Source organism: Virgisporangium ochraceum, from assembly GCF_016863655.1.
GTDB lineage: Bacteria > Actinomycetota > Actinomycetes > Mycobacteriales > Micromonosporaceae > Virgisporangium > Virgisporangium ochraceum.
This window is the reverse complement of sequence record NZ_BOPH01000098.1, coordinates 89,614-106,338: the sequence shown is the minus strand read 5'-3', so window position 1 is coordinate 106,338 and position 16,725 is coordinate 89,614. Positions and strand designations below refer to the sequence as shown.

Genomic DNA, 16,725 nt, shown 5'->3' with positions numbered 1-16,725 from the left:
GGTGAGAACGTCATGCCTCGCCGCGGGTCACGACCCCGGCCTCGTACGCGAACACCACGATCTGCACCCGGTCGCGCAGCCCGAGCTTGGCGAGCAGCCGGCCGACGTGCGCCTTGACCGTCGCCTCCGACAGGCACAGGGCGGCCGCTACCTCGGCGTTGGACCCGCCGCGGGCCACCAGTACGAGGACGTCGCGCTCGCGATCGGTGAGGCGCTGCAGGCGCTCGTCGCCCTCGGTGCGCCCGGTGGCGGGGTCGGGCAGGAGCGGGGTGAAGGCGTCGATGAGCCGACGGGTGACCCGCGGCGCCACCACCGCGTCTCCCCCGGCGACCGCGCGGAGGGCGGAGAGCAGGTCGGCCGGCGGCACGTCCTTGAGAAGGAAGCCGGAGGCGCCCGCGCGTAACGCGGCGTACACGTACTCATCAAGATCGAAAGTCGTGAGGACCAGGACGCGCGCGTCCGACGAGGCGACGATCTCCCTCGTCGCGGCGATCCCGTCCATCACCGGCATGCGCACGTCCATCAGCACCACGTCGGGCCGCAGCGCGCGGGTCATGGCGACCGCCTGCTCGCCGTTGCCGGCCTCCCCCACCACCTCCAGGTCGGCCTGCGCCTCCAGGACCAGCCGGAACCCGAGAAGGAGCAGGGGCTGATCGTCGACCAGAAGCACCCTCACGCGCGTCACCCCTGATCTTCGGTCGGAAAGCGCAACGACGCGCGGACCCGCCAGCCCGCGCCGGCGCCCGGCCCCGCCTCCAGCCGGCCGCCGAACGACGCGGCGCGCTCGGCCATGCCGGGAAGGCCGTGCCCGTCGGCACCCGGAGTGACCGCGACACGGCCGGCGCCGTCGTCGACGACCTCGATGTCGGCGCCGTCGGCGGTGAACCGCAACCCGACCCGGGTGACCGCGCGCGGGCCGGCGTGCTTGAGCGCGTTCGTCAGCGCCTCCTGCACGATGCGGTACACCGCGAGCCCGGCGCCCGGACCCCACGCGCCCGGCTCGCCCCGCCGGGTCAGCTCCACGCGCATACCGGCGGCCCGGACCTGGTCGACCAGCGGGTCGAGGTCGGCGAGACCGGGCTGCGGGCCGCGCGGCGCCTCGTCGGTCCTCAGCACGCCGACCATCCGCCGCATCTCGACCAGGGCCAGCCGGCCGGTCGCCGCGACCTTGTCCATGACGTCGACCGCGCGGTCCGGGGCCGTCGGGACCGTCGCGGCCGCGCCCTCGGCGAGCGCGACCATTACGGTGAGGTTGTGCGCGACGATGTCGTGCAGCTCGCGGGCGATGCGCGCCCGCTCCCCGGCGGCGGCGAGCCGGGCCTGCTGGTCGCGTTCGCGCTCCAGCCGGGCGGCGCGTTCCTCCAGCTGGTCGAGGTAGGCGCGGCGGGTGCGCAGGTTCATGCCGAGGAACACCGACGCGGCGAGCAGCGCGGTCACCGCGATCACGTCCTGGTTCTCCAGGTCGTTCGCGATCAGCGTCCCGACGATCACCGCCTCGAACGCGACCGCCACCGGCACCAGCCAGACCCGCGGGCGGTGGCGGGCGACGGCGTAGACCGCGAACAGCGGGCAGAACAGCGACGCCGGCGTGTCCGCCACCGAGTCCGTGAGGCCACCGACCGCCATCACCACGCAGAACACCACGACCGGCGCCCGCCGCCGCCAGACCAGCGGCAGGCACACCGCCACCGACGCGAGCCAGGTCCGGGCGGTCGGCCCGGTACCGGTCACCTCCGACCGGCCGACCAGCGCCATCGCGCTGACGGCGAAGGCCAGGACGGCGACCACGGTGTCGACGACCCACGGATGCCGCCCCGGCCAGCTCCTCATGGACACATCATGCGTCGCGCCGCAGCAGCACCGCCGCGCCCCCGGCGAGCACCGCCGCGACCCACGCGAGCATCACCAGCGCCGCCGGGCCGGCCGACAGCAGGTCGATGTCGCCGGCCGACCCGAGGTCGCCGACCGCGTACAGCGACTGGCTCGCCGCGACCGGCACCACCGGCACCACGTCGTCGAGCATCCGGTCGGGCAGCGCCGCCGGCAGCAGCGCCGGCAGCACCAGCAGCACACCGACGTACACGGTGATCGCGGCCGCGGTGTGCCGCACCATCGCACCGATGCCGAGCCCGATCAGCCCCATCGCGACGGGCGCCACCGCGGCACCGGCGGTGGCCCGGAGCACGCCGTCGTCGGTCAGGCCGACACGGACGCCCGGCTCGGCGAAGGCCTGGCTCACCAGCAGCGCCGCGACGCACGCGGCCGCCGTCACCGGCAGCATCAGGGCCACGAACGCCAGCGCCTTGGCGCCGAGGACCGGCAGCCGCGTCGGCACCGCCGCGAGGGTCGACCGGATCGCGCCGGAGCCGTACTCGCCGGTCATGAGCAGGATCCCGAAGACGCCGACGACCAGGGAGGCCACGTCGACGCTGAGGAACGCCCGGGCGATGGCGTACGGCGCGCTGTTGTCGACGTCGGGGTCGCGGTTGGCCTGCCAGCCGATCAGCCCGGAGACGGTCACCATCAGGACGGCCACCACACCGAGCAGGGCCCAGGTCGACCGGAGCGAGACGAGCTTCGTCCACTCCGACCGGACCACCCGCCGGAAACTCACCTTCACAGTCCCTGTCCCTCCGTCAGTTCCATGAACGCCTCCTCCAGCGACGCCCGTCGCGGGGTCAGCTCGTGCAGGACCAGGCCGCTCCTCGCCGCCAGCTCGCCGATCGACTCCGGGGTCGCGCCGTCGACGTCGAGCAGGCCCGGCTCCCGGCCCGTCACCGTCGCGCCCGTGCTGACGAGAGCGTCGCGCAGCGCCGTGGCGTCGGGCGAGCGGACGAGCACCCGGCTGACCGCCACGCTGGCGATCAGCTCGGACACCGTGGTGTCGGCGAGGAGCCGGCCGCGCCCGACCACCACCAGGTGCTCGGCGGTCACCGCCATCTCGCTCATCAGGTGGCTCGACACCAGCACGGTGCGGCCCTCGGCGGCGAGGTCCTTGAGCAGCGTGCGGATCCAGCGCACGCCGTCGGGGTCCAGGCCGTTGACCGGCTCGTCGAGCATCACGACAGCCGGGTCGCCGAGCAGTGCGGCGGCAATGCCGAGCCGCTGCCCCATGCCCAGCGAGAACCCGCCGGCCCGCCGGCCCGCCACCTTGCCGAGGCCGACGGTCTCCAGTACCTCGTCGACCCGTCGTGCCGGGATCCCGTGGGTCTGTGCCAGCGCGAGCAGATGGTTGCGGGCGCTGCGGCCGCGGTGCACCGACCTCGCCTCGAGCAGCGCGCCGAGCACGCACAGCGGCGCGGCGTGCGCGGCGTAGGGCCGGCCGAGCACCGTCGCGCGTCCCGCGGTGGGTCGGTCCAGGCCGATGATCATGCGCATCGTCGTCGACTTGCCGGCGCCGTTGGGCCCGAGGAACCCGGTGACCTGCCCGGGCCGGACCTGGAACGACAACCCGTCGACGGCGACGGTCTTTCCGTAGCGTTTGGTGAGGTTCTCCACGTCGATCACGGCTTCGACGCTAGGTTTCCGGCTCCGCGGGCGGGAGCGCCCGCGGTCTGCGTGTGCTCCGCCGCGGACGCGCCCACGGTCTAGGTGTCTCCTCCTTGCGGAGGAGTAGGGAATCACCCGATGTTCGACGGTCGCGGCCGCGCTTACGGTGGGCCGGCTGTCGACGACATCCGCGGGAGGACGCATGGGAGACAGGTACGGCGCGAGTGACTCTGTCCCGTCCGCGGTGACCGATCGGGCCTCCGCGACCGTTCCGGGCGCCGGGACCGCCGGCCCGCTGCCGGTGCCGCCACCCGGCGCCACACCCGATGGCCGGGGCGGCTACCTGATCGACCGCGACGGCGACGGACGCGTCGACGCCATATGGCGCGACACCGACGGTGACGGCGACGTGGACGTGGTCGGCTACGACGACGACGGGGACGGACACGTCGACCGGCTGCTCCTGGACCGCAACGGTGACGGACAGGTCGACCTGTACGCCTACGACCAGAACAGCGACGGCTACGTCGACTACATGGTCGGCGACGAGAACTTCGACGGTCGCGTCGACGCGGAGACCGTCGACAGCGACGGCAACGGAGTGGCCGACATGCGGTACAGCGACACCAACGGCGACGGCGTCGTCGACACGGTCGAGTACTGGCACCCTGACGTGTATCCCGACCACTGGTAGGCCACGGTGTCACCGGCGACGTTCGGGCGCCGCGCGGCCGCCGCGCTGCTGGTCGTCACCTTGTGCGGCGCGCTGCCCACGTCGCCGGCGGCCTGACCCGCGGAGCACCTGCGTCGACCATACGACGGCTGACCCTCGCCGCCGGACGCGGCGGCGCGCGCCGGACGCGGACGGCGGTCACGACACGGCGCGCTCGTACGCCCGGGCCGCGCGCAGCACCAGCGCGTCGGCGTGCCGCGCCCCCACGATCTGCAGCCCCACCGGCAGGTTGTCGCCGGGCGTCCGTCCACAGGGGACGCTCGCCGCCGGCTGCTGGGTCAGGTTGAACGGGTACGTGTACGGGGTCCAGCTCGTCCAGTCCTCCGACGCGGAGTTCGGTGGCACGTCGGAGCCGACGCGGAACGCCGTTATCGGCACCGTCGGCGTCAGGAGCAGGTCGTACCCGCGGTGGAAGCGGCCCATCCGGGCGCCGAGGTCGACCCGCACCGCCGTCGCGTCGAGGTAGTCGGAAGCGGTGAAGGCGGCGCCGAGAGCGGCGATCCGCGCGAGGCCCGGGTCGTCGGCGCCGCCGTAGGTGGAGACGACCTTCGCCGCGCCGGCGAACCACAGCGTGTGGAACGCCTCGACCGGGTCGTCGAAGCCCGGGTCGACCTCCTCCACGGTCGCGCCGGCGTCGGCGAACACGGCGGCCGCCGCGAGGAACAGGTCCTCCACGTGCCGGGCGTTGCGGCCGGCGCGGCCGAGGTCGGCCGAGTACGCGATCCGCAGGCCGGCCACGCCGTCCTCGAGGCCGTCGAGGAACGAGCCCGTCGGCGTCGGCATCGCCGACCAGTCGCGGTGGTCGAAACCCGAGAGGATGTCGAGCATCAGCGCCGCGTCGGTGACGGTGCGGGTCATCGGACCGGCGTGCGACAGCGTCCCGAACGGGCTCGCCGGCCACAGCGGCACCAGCCCGTACGTGGGCTTGATCGTCACGGTCCCGGTGAACGCGGCGGGGATGCGCAGCGACCCGCCGCCGTCGGTGCCGACCGACCACGCGCCCATGCCGAGCGCGACCGCCGCGGCGCTGCCGCCGCTGGACCCGCCGGCGTGCATGTCCGGCCAGTGCGGGTTGCGGGTGACGCCGTACCGCGGCGAGCCGGTGACGCCCTTCCACCCGAACTCCGGCGTGGTCGTCTTGCCGAGGAGCACGCATCCGGCCGCGCGCAGCCGCGCCACCGTGGGCGCGTCCTCGTCCGTCGAGGACGGCGAGACCAGCGACGAGCCGCGCCGCGTCGGCCACCCCCCGGTGAGCAGCAGGTCCTTGACCGACGTCGGCACCCCGTCGGCCGGGCCGAGCGGTGTGCCCGCCCGCCACCGGGCCTCCGAGGCCGCGGCGTCCGCGAGGGCCCGCGGAGCGTCGACGTGGACGAACGCGTTCACCACCGGGTCGTGCTCGGAAATGGCGGCGAGCGCTTCGCGCGTCACCTCGACGGGTGACAGCTCACCTGACGCGTACGCCGCGCCGAGCGCGGCGGCTGACAACAACTCCACGCCATAGGATGCCCACATGATCTTCATTACCGCCAAGTTCCCGGTGAAGCCCGAGGACGCCGACCGCTGGCCCGAGATCGTCGCCGACTTCACCGCCGCCACCCGCGCCGAGCCGGGCTGCCTGTGGTTCGACTGGTCCCGCAGCCTCGACGACCCCACCGAGTACGTGCTCGTGGAGGCGTTCCGCGACGACGAGGCCGGCGGTGCGCACGTCCGGTCGGAGCACTTCGCCACCGCGCGCCGCACGCTGCCGCCGCACCTGGCGGCGACCCCGCGCATCGTCAACGTCACCGTGCCGCAGAGCGAGTGGTCCGAACTCGGCGAGATGGCCGTCGAATAGCCGGGAACGGTTCGTCGGTGTCGGGCGTGTATTCGTGTGACATCCCCCGCTGTTGACGCCACGGACGAGCACACCGCCCCGGTCGACGACTTCGAGGCGTTCTACCGGGCCGAGGTCGACAAGGTCTACCGCGCGCTCGCGGTGACGCTCGGCGACCGTGACCTGGCCCGCGAGGCCGCCGACGAGGCGATGGCGCGCGCCTTCGCCCGCTGGGCGAAGGTCCGCGCGCACGACAACCCGGGCGGCTGGGTCTTCCGGGTCGGTCTCAACTGGGCCACGTCGTGGTGGCGCAAGGTCCGCCGGGAGCGGCCCCTTCTCTGGGACCGCGTGAGCACCTCCGGCGCGTATCCGCCGACCGATCCCGTCGGGGTGGCGGCGCTCGCCGCTCTCCAGGCGCAACCGCGGGCGTTCCGGGCGGTGGTGGTCTGCCGCGTGCTGCTCGGACTGTCCACTGTGGAGACCGCCGCGGTGCTCGGCGTGGCCGAGGGCACCGTCAAGAGCCGGTTGGCGCGGGCGCTCGCCGGGATGCGTGAGGCGTTGGCGGCCGAAGAGACCACCGAGGAGCGTGAGCCGTGACCCCGTACGACACCGACGAGATCCCCGACATCCCCGCCGACCTGGCCGACGCCGTCCGGCACGCCGCCGCCGCGGTACCGGCCGGCCGGCACAGCATCGGCGAGGTCCACCGCCGGCGCCGGCTGCACCAGCGGCGCCGCACCGCGGCCGTGGCCGGTGTCGCGACCGTGGCCGTCGCCGCCGGCGCCGCGGGCGTCCCGGCGCTGTTCCGCGCCTCCGGGCCCGGGCCTGTCGCGGCCACACCCACCGCCCCGGCCTCCGCGCCCGCTGCGGCCGGGCCCGCCCAGCGCCTGCTGCTCGGCAACCCCTACCTGTCCATCGAGGGTCCGGGCGGAGGCGCCGGCATCACCGGCCCGTCCGGCATCCTCGAGGTCGACCCCGGCGGGAGCATCGTCGCGCACCCGGTCACCGGCGTCGACTCGGCCGACCAGGTGGTCGCGCTGCCCGACGGGCGGCTCGTCGTGCTCGGTCCGCGCAACCTCAAGCCCGGCGTGGCGCGCAACGACGGCGTCGACGTCACCGACCTGGAGTTCCGCCTCGTCTTCGGCGGCTACAACGCCAACGTGCGGGTCCGGGGCGAGCAGCTGCGGCTGGTCGGCGCCACCGCCGAGGGCGCCTACCTGCTGCGCAACATGCAGCGGCTGGTGTTCCACGAGTTCGCCACCGGCGCCGAACGTCCCCTGACGGCGGCGACCGCCACGATGATGGCGTCGGGCCTGCCGGTGAACCGGTGGGACGAGCAGGTGCAGAACGGACGGCTGGTCTTCCGCACCGTCGGGGACACGCCGACCGTCCGCGTCGTCGACGTCTCCACCGGTGCCGAGGTGGTCCACCCGTTGCGGTTCGACGGCGTCCCGGCCGACGGCTACCACGTCGAGGAGCTGCGCCTGTCTCCCGACGGCCGCACGCTGGCGCTGGTGATCAGCGAGTTCGGCGCCGGGTCGGCGCGGTACCGGCTGGTCACCGTCGACGTGGCGACCGGTCGCACCGCCGGCCCGAGCGACGTCGCCACGATCGACCCGGCGTCGAAGAGCACCGGCGTGCTCGGCCTCGCCTTCACCGACAACCGGACGGTGCGGGTCGCCACCGTCGCGTTCCCGGCCGGCGCCACCCGGATGTACCAGCTGTCGGAGCTGCTGAAGGTCTCCACGTTCACGGTGTGAGAGAGGCCGGTCGGGCCGCGACGACCGCGGCCCGACCGGCTCCCGGTGGTGCTACTCGGTGACGAGGCCGGCCGGATGGCTGTCCCGGCTGAGCCCGTCGAGGAGCTGCCACCCGCCGAGCGCCACGTCGGCAAGCTGCGTGAGGGTCAGCGGATGTCCGTTCGCCATCCGGTCGATCAGGGGCGCCAGCCGGCGGGCGACGGCGCGGAAGTTGGTGCCGGCTGGCTCCGGCGACGCGTCGGGGGCCGCCCGGTGCAGCAGGTCGAGTGGTCGGGGCATGTCGGTGGTCCCTTCGAAGGATGTCGTTGGTGACCGGGGACCGCGCCGGCGGTCCCCGGTCATGGTTCTCAGCGCGGGAAGGACCCGGCGGTCGGGTTCACCGCGACGGTGCCGGGTCGGGTCGTCACCTCACCGGCGGCCCGGCCGACCGTGCCGTGCCACTTGCGGTGCCGCGCGGTGTCTCCGACCACACAGCCGCACGCCGTGCAGATCGACGCCACGGACGCGGGTGACAGCGGGCTCGGCGGTGGGATCCGGCTGCCGATGTCGGCGGCGGTGCCGAGGGGCTCGTTCGCGGCCCGGGACCAGCGGCGGCGCCACTCGGTGAAGTGTGCCTCCGGCACTCCCAACGCTTCGAGGACCGTCAGCAGATTCACCAGCCTCGGCGGCTTGTCGCCGTTCAGCATGCGCGAGATCGTCGAGGCGCCGAGCGTGCCCCGGGTGCGCCGCGCGATCTCGCGCTGCGACGGGCCGCCGGCGTTGCGGATGGCCAGGCTCAACTGCGCCTGCAGATCCCGGAGGTCCGGGCTGGCCGGCGTCGGGCCGTCCGCACCGACCGGATCGTCGTGTCTCATCGACGGGTTCGTCTCCTTCACTGTCGCGTCTGTCAGCAACGGGCCGGTGGGCGGTGTCCGGCGTGGCCGCCGGCCACCGCCCCGTCGACCGTTCAGAACCGGTGCCTCGGACCGCGCCCGGTGGCCCGGTCGACGATCGCGCCCGCCGCGAGCCCGACGAGCCCGGCCGTCATCAACGCGCCGGGCAGGTCGTGTCCGGCGGCGATGAGCAGAGTGGCGAACGCCGTCACCGCGGCACCGACGACGGCGGTCGGCAGCGCCGCGCCGTCGGCGACCACGCGCTGGGCGACCTGGCCGCCGGCCAGGGCCGTGCCGAGCGCGCCGAGCAGAGCCGGGACGAGGTCGTGCCCGCTGACAAGCAGCAGGCCCGCGACGGCCAGGACGAGCACGACCGTTGCGGTGGCGGGAATCCAGTTCGGCGGCGGTTCCTCTTCGGGTGGCATTCTTTTCTCCTTGTCTCGTCGGGCAGCCCGACAGGTGGGGGCGGAGGACATTTCCTCCGCCGCCCGGTGCTGGTCCATTTCGGTGGCCGGCCGTTTTCGAATGTCCGGCCATTTGCCCGGCCCCTGCAGCGGAGCCCGACGCCGCTATCTTGCGGCACGGCGTGGCCGTGCGGAAGACCACGCAACACTGTGGTTCGGGCGCCGACCGGGACGTGTGGACTCGAATTGCGCGCGAAGGCGGAAGATAATGACCTCGGGCCGCGGAACGGAATTGAATAGGTCATGGCCCGAAAACGACGGAGCCCCTCGGCTGCACGAGGGGCTCCGCCCTTTCATTGTTCCTCGACCGCCACCTGGACCAGCAGACAGCAACAAGGAGATCCGCGACAGTGATCACGGATGCGGGGTGCCGGTCGGATGATCGGCGTCCGCTCCGACAGAATGTCGAGAGAGCGCGACCCGGCACATCCCCCGGCAGGTCCCATGAATCAGTCTGACGCGATTTGCCGCACGGCTAATGCGAGCTTATGCCGGATATTGCCTGTTCGTTCTGCGACTGAACGTCGATCATCCCATTGCGAAGGGTCGCTGCCGCTCGGGCGGCCCGTCACTACGGAGCGCCCCCGCCCCGCCCGTTACTTTCCCCGCGATGCGGCGGCGCGGCGATTCTCGCTCCCATTTCTCCTCCCATTCCCGGAGTATCGCGATCCGCCAATGGGAAAGGGGAGCACCGCATGACGCCGGCAGAATGACAGGACGGCTGGCACCCATTGTCGCAGGGGTCTAGTTCAATCTCGACGGGTGCGCCGGACGCGATGTCCGACTCCCACGAAATTCCCCCGGATTCGTGATTCATCCAAGATCGCATGGAGTCATTGCCCGGAAGCCGTCGGTGACAGGGCGACGGAAATGCAGTGGCGGCTGACGACTGTATTTCCTGACCTACTGAATGCAGTAACCACTGCAATCATCATTCACCGGCGCCAAGACCGCAGCGACTCGACGACGAAGCGCCGGAGCTCCGGATCCTGGTGCAGCCGGAGCAGCAGCAGACGCACCACATCGGCCTGCGCGACGTTCGCCCGGTCCAGTTCGGCGGCGGCCGTCATGCACCACGCCTTCAGGTCCGCGTGCACGTCTTTCGGGAGATCCACGGTCAGCCGCCTCGTGGTGCGCCGCTGCGCCGGTACAGCCGCTTCCTCGGACTCACTAGTCGACACATCGGTCTCCGTCAGCCTCGGCGTTATTAACGCAGTGTAGGGGATCGATTACCTCTCCGGTATCTGGCGACCCGGAACCACCGGTTGGTGGAACGCCGACGCAACGGTGCGTGGCACCAATCAGGGATTCCGGGGCCGGCCGGATCCGTGAGGCTCGAGGCTCACCCACGATCGAGGAGCCCACGATGTCGTACGGATACGGCCACCCCTACCCCGCCTACGCGCCGGCGCCGGCCTACCCGCCGGCCCAGCGCCGGTCCGCGCCGCCCGGGGTGCACGTCCTCGCGATCCTGCAGTACCTCTCCGGCGCGGCGACGCTCGCGATCGCCGCGGTGCTCGGCTGGGCCGCGGTCGTCGTCGGCAACGGGACCTACGACACGGCGCCGAGCGGCCCGTACACCGACGAGATCCTCGACAACGAGGGCGCGGCCATCCTGTTCGGCGTGATCGCCGGTGTCATCGCGGTGTTCGGCCTCATCACGATCTTCCTGGGCCGCAAGCTGCAGCGGGGACGCCAGTGGGCGCGGGTCATCGTGCTCATGCTGAGCCTGCTCAGTCTCGCCGGCGTGGTGGCGTCGGTCGCCATCAACCAGCGCATCGACGTGTCGGTCGCCGGCGTGGCCTACCCGGTGCTGTGCCTGGTCCTGCTCAACACCACCGCCGCCCGCAACTGGTTCCGCTACCGCACCTGGTGATGCCGGTCCGGACCGATGGCGGCGGCCAGACGGACGAGGGCCACGGTGGACAGGCTCGCGCCGTCGGCCTCCGCCCGTGCGTAGACGGCCGGCGGCGTGGCGGTGCGGCACGCGGCGACGGCCCCGTCGAGCACTCCGGCCAGGTTGCCCGGCACCGGGCGGTTGGCCTGTGTGAACAGCGCCGTGCAGGCTGCCGCGAGGCCGGCGGCGGCCACCGGGTCGCGGTGGACCAGGCGGGCGGCGTGCGCCCCCAGCGTGAACGCCGCCTCCTCCCGGGTGCGGTGGTCGGCGCTCAGGGCGACCGGCATCGTGCGTCCCATGATCTCGGACGCCTCGGCGAACCGGCCCGCGGCGTGCAGCACGACGCTGCGCCGTAGCCGGATGACCAGGGCCGTGCGTTCGTCGTCACCGGCGTCGCTGGCACCGGCCAGGAGTGCCTCGGCCCGATCGATGGCAGCGGTGGCCGCCGCGGGCGCGTCGTCGGCGAGCAGGGCCAACGCCCGCGTGGACTGGGCCTGCGCGGCGGCCCGGTGGAAGCCGACCGAGGCGAAGACCGACGCGGCCTCGTCGGCCCGGCCCGCCGCGAGAGCCGCCTGGCCGCGCTCGCGGGCCAGCTCGGCGAGGTTGTTCAGCGTGGTCCCGATCGTGATGGCGCCCATGCCCGCCCGGCGCTTGACCACCAGTGCGGCGGTCCACTGCCGGTCGGCCGCGCGCAGGTTGCCCATCGTCGCCGACAGCACGCCGAGGTTGTTCAGTACGGTGGCGGTGAGCTGGTCGTCGCCCGCCGGCCGCGCGTGCCGCAGCGCGGTGCGCAGGTGCCGGCGAGCCGTGCCGGCGTCGCGTCGCTCCGAAGCCGCCGTGCCGAGCAGCAGGTGGGTCAGGACGCGGCCGGCGTGGTCGGCCGGGTCCAGCCCGGCCAGCGCGGCGGTGCCCAGGCGTTCGGCCCCCGCCAGGTCGCCGCGCAGCAGAGCCAGCTGCCCCGCCCGGACCCGACCGAGGACCTGCCCGGCGGCCGCCGCCCGGACGAGGATCGCCTCACCCTCGACATACCGGCCGGAGAGCTGGAAGTACCGGTACAACGCGTGGATGTCGATGTCACCCGGGCGATGGACCACCGCCCAGGCGAGAGCGGCGCGCAGGTTGTCGGCGTCACGGCCGACCACGATGCTGTCGGTGGGTGCGGGCTGCCCGCTCCACCGGCTCAGCCTGACCAGCAGCCGGCCGGCGACAGCAGCGTCGACCCGCCCGCGGTCGTCGCGCGCCGCGAGCCGTTCGGCCGCCAGCTCGGACATCGGGTCCGGCAGGGTGTAGCGGCTACGACCCGCCTCGGTGGTCGTCCGGACCAGGCCGGTGTCGACGAGCTCGCCCAGCATGCCGAGCACGGAGCCGGCGCCGGCGCCGAGCACGGTTGCGACGGCCTCCACGTCGTCCAGGACGCCGCCGGCGGGGAACGCGCCGAGCCAGTCGAACATCGCGCGGGCCGGCGGGTCGACCAGGTCGAGGCTGGACTCGATGGTCGCCCGTAGCGACCGGTGCCGGGCCGGGAGGTCGGCCGCGCCGTCGGTGAGCACCGGAAGCTGACGGCCGAGCCGCTCGACCAGCTCGGCCGGGGTGAGGATCCGCATCCGGGCCGCCGCCAGCTCGACGGCAAGCGGTAGCCCGCCGACCCGGACGCAGACCGACGTCACCGCCGCGGCGTTGTCGAGGGTCAGCTCGAAGGCCGGGTTCGCCTCGGCGGCCCGCAGCGCGAACAGCTCGACCGCCTCGGGTGGCGGCAACGGGGCCAGCCGGACGAGCCGCTCGCCGGTCACCCGCAGCGGTCGCTGGCTGGTGACCACGAGCGTGAGACCCGGGCACCGCCGCACGAGCAGCGCGAGATCGGGGGCCGCCGCGACGACGCGGTCACAGCAGTCCAGCAGCAGCACCAACCGGCGACCGCGCAGTTCCGCCGCGACGCGTTCGACGGTCGGCAACCTCGACCCGGACGGTCCCGGACCCAGGATCGCCTCGGCGGCGACCTCGACGAGCAGTGTCGGGTCGTGGACGGCCGACACGTCGATGCCGCGCACGTCGAGGTCGGTGCCCGTCTCCAGCGCGGCGACCAGCGCAGTCGCGAGCCGCGACTTGCCGATGCCGCCCGGGCCGGTGATGGTGATCTGCCGGTGGCGGCCCCCACGGACGAGGTCCACCAGCGCCCCGAGCTCGCGTCGCCGCCCGACCAGGCCCATCCCGGCACCGAGCGCAGGCACCGGTGCGGGCACCGGTGCGATGCCGCCGCCCGAACGGCCGGCGGAGAGGAACACCACGAGGTCCGGCCCCGCAAGCCGCAGCGCACCGGCGATCGCGCGCACCGAGTGCTGCCGCGGCCGTGACGAGCCGCGCTCCAGATCACGGATCGCCCGCTCGCTGATGCCCGACCGGCCGGCCAGTTCGGCCTGGCTCATCCCCACGGACCTGCGGTGCCGGCGAACCAGTTCGCTCAGCGCCTCGGACACCCGGTGACCGTACCGGTCCCGGCACCACCCGGATGTCCGCCGGCCGACACCGTCACCGGCCGACCGGCAGTTGACCGGCAGTTGACCGGCGCCACCGGGCCCGCCGGCCCGGCACCGGCCCAGGATCGAGCCGTCACACCGTTTCCACTCTCCACAGAGGAGTCACAGATGCACCGCATCTTCACCAGGCGTCGGACCGGCATCGCCTCCCTGGGCGCCGCCGGGCTCGTCACCGCGGCCCTGGCCGGCGTGCTGGGTGCCGGTGCCGCGCAGGCCGATCCGGCCTCCGGCGGCAACGTCGCCGGCGACGGGTCGTCCCGGGCGGCGGCACCCGCCGCGATCGCCGCACCGTTCGACGATCCCCGCTTCGCTGTCGTCAGTCCCAACGGAACCCTCGTGCGGGGCCGCAACGCCGTCTCCGCGTTCCGGCTGGCCGCCGGCAACTACGAGGTCATCTTCGACCGGGACATTCGCAACTGCGCGTTCGTCGGCACGGCCGGCAGCACGGGAGGCGGCAACCCGCAGGGTGGGCAGATCGCCGTCGCGCAGCGGTCCGGCAACGTCAACGGTGTCTACGTCGACACCCGCGACAGCCAGGGCTTCACGATCGACCGGGGCTTCCACCTGGTCGTCGTCTGCTGACGTGGGCACGGACCTCCCGCCGCGGCCGGCACGGGCGGGAGGTCCGTCGACGATCCGCCGGCCCGGCCCGGCCCGGCCCGCGCGGGCCGGGGTTCCGCTACCGTGACCGGTGATGCCGGTCGATCAGGACGCGCTGCGGGCAGCGCTGCACGCCACCGCGGAGTCGCACGGTCCGGGGCTGTTCGGGCTCGTCACCGAGGCCGGCGGGGTGGTCTTCCAGGGCTCGGTCGGGGTAGCCGACCTCGACCGGCCGCGGCCGCTGACCGCCGGCGACCGGTTCCGGATCGGCAGCATCACGAAGACGTTCACCGCCGCTCTCGTCCTGGGCCTCGCCGACGACGGCGTGCTCGCCCTCGACGACCCGCTCCCCCGGTGGCTGCCCGGCCTGGTACCCGACGCCGACCCGGTGACCGTCGACCTGCTGCTCCGCATGCGCTCGGGCCTGCCCGACTACGCCGGGGCCGTCCTGGGCGACCCGCCCGACCTGCGCGCCCTCGACCGCTACTACGCCCCGGAGCACCTGGTCGGCCTGGCCCTGACGACGGGCGACCGGCTCCCGCCGGGCGAGCGGTTCCGGTACTGCAACACCGACTACGTCCTGCTCGGGCTGATCGTCGAGCGGGCCACCGGCCAGCGCGTCGACGCCCAGCTCTGGCAGCGGGTGTCCGGGCCGCTGGGGCTGGTCGACACCACGCTGCCCACGTCCGACCCCTACCTGCGCGGCCCGCACGCCTGCGGTCACGTGCGGGAGACCGCCGACTCGCCGTACCGGGAGTTCACCACGTTCTCGCCGTCGGAGGCGTGGACCGCGGGCGGGATGGTGTCGACCGCCACCGACCTGGTCGCGTTCCTCGACGGCCTGTTCGGCGGCCGGCTGCTCAGCGACGCCGCCCTGGCCCGGATGACCGCACCGACCGAGCCGCTGGACGACTGGCGCTCCCGCACCACCGGCATGATCCGCTACGCGGTCGGCGACACGGTCGCATACGGCCAGCACGGCGGCGCGCCCGGGTTCACCACGCTGGCGCTGCGCACCACCGCCGGCCGGTGCGTGGTGCTGTGGCAGAACGGCATCGACCTGCACCACGTCCTGTCCTCCGACGCGCCGTTCATCACCGCCGCCCTGGGCTAGCTCGACCGCAGCGGCGCGAGGATCGCCGCGATCCGCTTCGCCGCCTCACGCAACCGCCCCGGCGGGTGTGCCGCGTAGCCGATGACGAAGCCGGGCACCCCGGGCCGCACCCGGTGCCAGGACAGCGGGTGCACCAGCACGCCGGCCTCGCGTACCTTGTCGACCAGGTCGGTGTCGGCGATCCCGGCCAGGTCGGGCACCTGGATCATCAGGTGCAGCCCCGCCGCGGCGCCCCGTACGCGGGCGAACGGCAGGTGCTGGTGCAGCGCGGTCAGCAGCGCGTCGCGGCGGGCCTTGTGCCGGGCCCGGACCAGCCGCACGTGGCGGGCGAACTCGCCGGTGGCGAGCATCCGGGCGAAGACCAGCTGCGGGATGGCCGGGCTGCCGAGGTCGCTCTGGTGCTTGGCGACCACGAGCTGCTCGTAGAGGCGCCGGGGCGGCAGCAGCCAGCCCAGCCGCATCCCGGGCGCGAGCGTCTTCGACGTGCTGCCCGCGTACGCGACGCGGTCGGGCGCCGACGCCTTCAGCGCCGGCACGGGCGCCCGGTCGTAGCGGTACTCGGCGTCGTAGTCGTCCTCGATCACCAGGCCGTCGCCGTCGGCCCAGTCGAGCAGGGCGCGGCGCCGGTCGGGGGTCATCACCACGCCGGTCGGGAACTGGTGGGCCGGCGTCACGAACACCGTGCGCAGCCCGGTCTGAGCGAGGTCGGCCACGCGCAGCCCGTGCGCGTCGACCGGTACCGGCACCGGTGCCAGGCCCCAGTGGCCCAGCTGGTCCCGCGCGCCCCGGGAGCCGGGGTCCTCCATGGCGATCTCGCCGGCGCCGAGCACGCGGGCGAGCAGCGCCAGCGCCTGCGCCACACCGGCCACGATGATGATGTCGTCGGGCACCGCCCGGATGCCGCGGCTGCGGGCCAGCCACCCGGCGACCTCCTGCCGCAGCGCCGGCACGCCGCGCGGGTCGCCGTAGCCGAGGTCGGCGGGTCCGGCGGCGGCGAGCACCGCGCGTTCGGCCCGCAGCCACATCGCGCGCGGGAACAGGGACAGGTCGGGCACGCCGGGCGAGAGGTCCACCGACACGGTCGAGGCGGCGGGCGCCGTCGGGCGCCGGGGCAGCAGCGGAACCGCCGGGTCCGTCCTCGGTTCACCGGCCTCGGGTGACGAGGTGAGCGGCGTCACCACGGTTCCGACGCCGGCCCGGGCGGTCACCACGCCCTCGTCGGTCAGCCGTCGGTAGGCCTCGACCACGACGCCGCGCGAGATGCGCAGCTCCTGGGCGAGGTCGCGGGTGGCCGGCAGCCGCACGCCGGCGGGCAGCCGACCGTCGTCGATCGCGGCCCGGATCGCCCCGGACAGCCAGGTGGTGAGCCCTTTCGGCGGCGCGTCGACCGGCCGCAGCTGGAGGAAGTCGGCCCCCGATTGGTCCACTTCGAATGCCCGTCTGTGGTAC

Annotated in this window: 18 protein-coding genes; 7 read left to right on the top strand and 11 right to left on the bottom strand. The window is 73.9% G+C overall.

Going from position 1 to position 16,725, the window contains the following annotated elements; all coding sequences use genetic code 11:
• Positions 1–10: 10 nt before the first annotated feature.
• The 4 genes from Voc01_RS36145 to Voc01_RS36130 are packed head-to-tail and all read right to left on the bottom strand — an operon-like array spanning position 11 to position 3,507.
• Positions 11–676 (bottom strand): response regulator, encoded by a 666-nt coding sequence (locus Voc01_RS36145; RefSeq protein ID WP_239160717.1) that lies wholly within the window; start codon positions 674–676, stop codon positions 11–13.
• A 5-nt stretch (positions 677–681) separates the two neighbouring features.
• Complete coding sequence (locus Voc01_RS36140; protein WP_203932155.1) at positions 682–1,830, bottom strand: sensor histidine kinase; 1,149 nt, start codon at positions 1,828–1,830, stop codon at positions 682–684.
• Between the two features lie 7 nt (positions 1,831–1,837).
• Positions 1,838–2,614, bottom strand: a complete 777-nt coding sequence (locus Voc01_RS36135) for an ABC transporter permease subunit (protein ID WP_203932154.1) — start codon at positions 2,612–2,614, stop codon at positions 1,838–1,840.
• A 2-nt stretch (positions 2,615–2,616) separates the two neighbouring features.
• Positions 2,617–3,507: an ABC transporter ATP-binding protein gene (locus tag Voc01_RS36130; RefSeq protein ID WP_203932153.1), complete on the bottom strand. Its 891-nt coding sequence runs from the start codon at positions 3,505–3,507 to the stop codon at positions 2,617–2,619.
• Positions 3,508–3,733: 226 nt separating this feature from the next.
• Here Voc01_RS36130 and Voc01_RS36125 point away from each other — a divergent pair, with 226 nt between their 5' ends.
• Positions 3,734–4,183, top strand: a complete 450-nt coding sequence (locus Voc01_RS36125; RefSeq protein ID WP_203932152.1) for a hypothetical protein — start codon at positions 3,734–3,736, stop codon at positions 4,181–4,183.
• Between the two features lie 177 nt (positions 4,184–4,360).
• Here the strand turns inward: Voc01_RS36125 and Voc01_RS36120 are convergent, their stop codons facing one another.
• Positions 4,361–5,716: an amidase gene (locus Voc01_RS36120; RefSeq protein ID WP_203932151.1), complete on the bottom strand. Its 1,356-nt coding sequence runs from the start codon at positions 5,714–5,716 to the stop codon at positions 4,361–4,363.
• A gap of 16 nt (positions 5,717–5,732) precedes the next feature.
• Between Voc01_RS36120 and Voc01_RS36115 the strand changes: the two genes are divergently transcribed.
• From Voc01_RS36115 to Voc01_RS36105, 3 genes are read left to right on the top strand one after another with little or no spacing between them, the layout of a single operon-like run.
• A complete protein-coding gene (locus tag Voc01_RS36115; protein ID WP_203932150.1) occupies positions 5,733–6,056 on the top strand; it encodes a putative quinol monooxygenase in 324 nt (107 codons plus the stop codon).
• Positions 6,057–6,092: 36 nt separating this feature from the next.
• Complete coding sequence (locus tag Voc01_RS36110; RefSeq protein WP_239160716.1) at positions 6,093–6,632, top strand: RNA polymerase sigma factor; 540 nt, start codon at positions 6,093–6,095, stop codon at positions 6,630–6,632.
• Entirely contained in the window at positions 6,629–7,795 is a 1,167-nt protein-coding gene (locus Voc01_RS36105; protein ID WP_203932149.1) for a hypothetical protein, read from the top strand. Before Voc01_RS36110 ends, Voc01_RS36105 begins: the two co-directional genes overlap by 4 nt.
• A gap of 51 nt (positions 7,796–7,846) precedes the next feature.
• On the opposite strand, the gene Voc01_RS36100 is transcribed toward Voc01_RS36105, so the two are convergent.
• From Voc01_RS36100 to Voc01_RS36085, 4 genes are all read right to left on the bottom strand, one after another.
• Complete coding sequence (locus Voc01_RS36100; RefSeq protein ID WP_203932148.1) at positions 7,847–8,074, bottom strand: hypothetical protein; 228 nt, start codon at positions 8,072–8,074, stop codon at positions 7,847–7,849.
• 68 nt (positions 8,075–8,142) lie between these two features.
• Positions 8,143–8,649, bottom strand: coding sequence for a helix-turn-helix domain-containing protein (locus Voc01_RS36095; protein ID WP_203932147.1), 507 nt, complete (start codon positions 8,647–8,649; stop codon positions 8,143–8,145).
• Positions 8,650–8,741: 92 nt separating this feature from the next.
• Positions 8,742–9,092, bottom strand: a complete 351-nt coding sequence (locus Voc01_RS36090; RefSeq protein ID WP_203932146.1) for a hypothetical protein — start codon at positions 9,090–9,092, stop codon at positions 8,742–8,744.
• Between the two features lie 974 nt (positions 9,093–10,066).
• Positions 10,067–10,246: a hypothetical protein gene (locus Voc01_RS36085; RefSeq protein ID WP_203932145.1), complete on the bottom strand. Its 180-nt coding sequence runs from the start codon at positions 10,244–10,246 to the stop codon at positions 10,067–10,069.
• A gap of 251 nt (positions 10,247–10,497) precedes the next feature.
• On the opposite strand from Voc01_RS36085, the gene Voc01_RS36080 reads away from it, so the two are divergent.
• On the top strand, positions 10,498–11,007 hold the full coding sequence (locus Voc01_RS36080) for a hypothetical protein (RefSeq protein ID WP_203932144.1): 510 nt from the start codon (positions 10,498–10,500) through the stop codon (positions 11,005–11,007).
• Here the strand turns inward: Voc01_RS36080 and Voc01_RS36075 are convergent.
• Positions 10,992–13,502, bottom strand: coding sequence for an ATP-binding protein (locus Voc01_RS36075; RefSeq protein WP_203932143.1), 2,511 nt, complete (start codon positions 13,500–13,502; stop codon positions 10,992–10,994). The genes Voc01_RS36080 and Voc01_RS36075 overlap by 16 nt on opposite strands.
• Positions 13,503–13,670: 168 nt before the next feature.
• On the opposite strand from Voc01_RS36075, the gene Voc01_RS36070 reads away from it, so the two are divergent.
• Positions 13,671–14,144 carry a hypothetical protein gene (locus Voc01_RS36070; protein WP_203932142.1) on the top strand — a complete coding sequence of 158 codons (474 nt, stop codon included), beginning with the start codon at positions 13,671–13,673 and terminating at the stop codon, positions 14,142–14,144.
• A gap of 112 nt (positions 14,145–14,256) precedes the next feature.
• The gene (locus Voc01_RS36065) at positions 14,257–15,276 is read left to right on the top strand and encodes a serine hydrolase domain-containing protein (protein WP_203932141.1); all 1,020 of its coding nucleotides are present in this window, start codon (positions 14,257–14,259) and stop codon (positions 15,274–15,276) included.
• Here the strand turns inward: Voc01_RS36065 and pdxR are convergent.
• On the bottom strand, positions 15,273–16,703 hold the full coding sequence (pdxR, locus tag Voc01_RS36060) for a MocR-like pyridoxine biosynthesis transcription factor PdxR (protein WP_203932140.1): 1,431 nt from the start codon (positions 16,701–16,703) through the stop codon (positions 15,273–15,275). The two genes, Voc01_RS36065 and pdxR, sit on opposite strands and share 4 nt — an antisense overlap.
• Positions 16,704–16,725 lie beyond the last annotated feature (22 nt).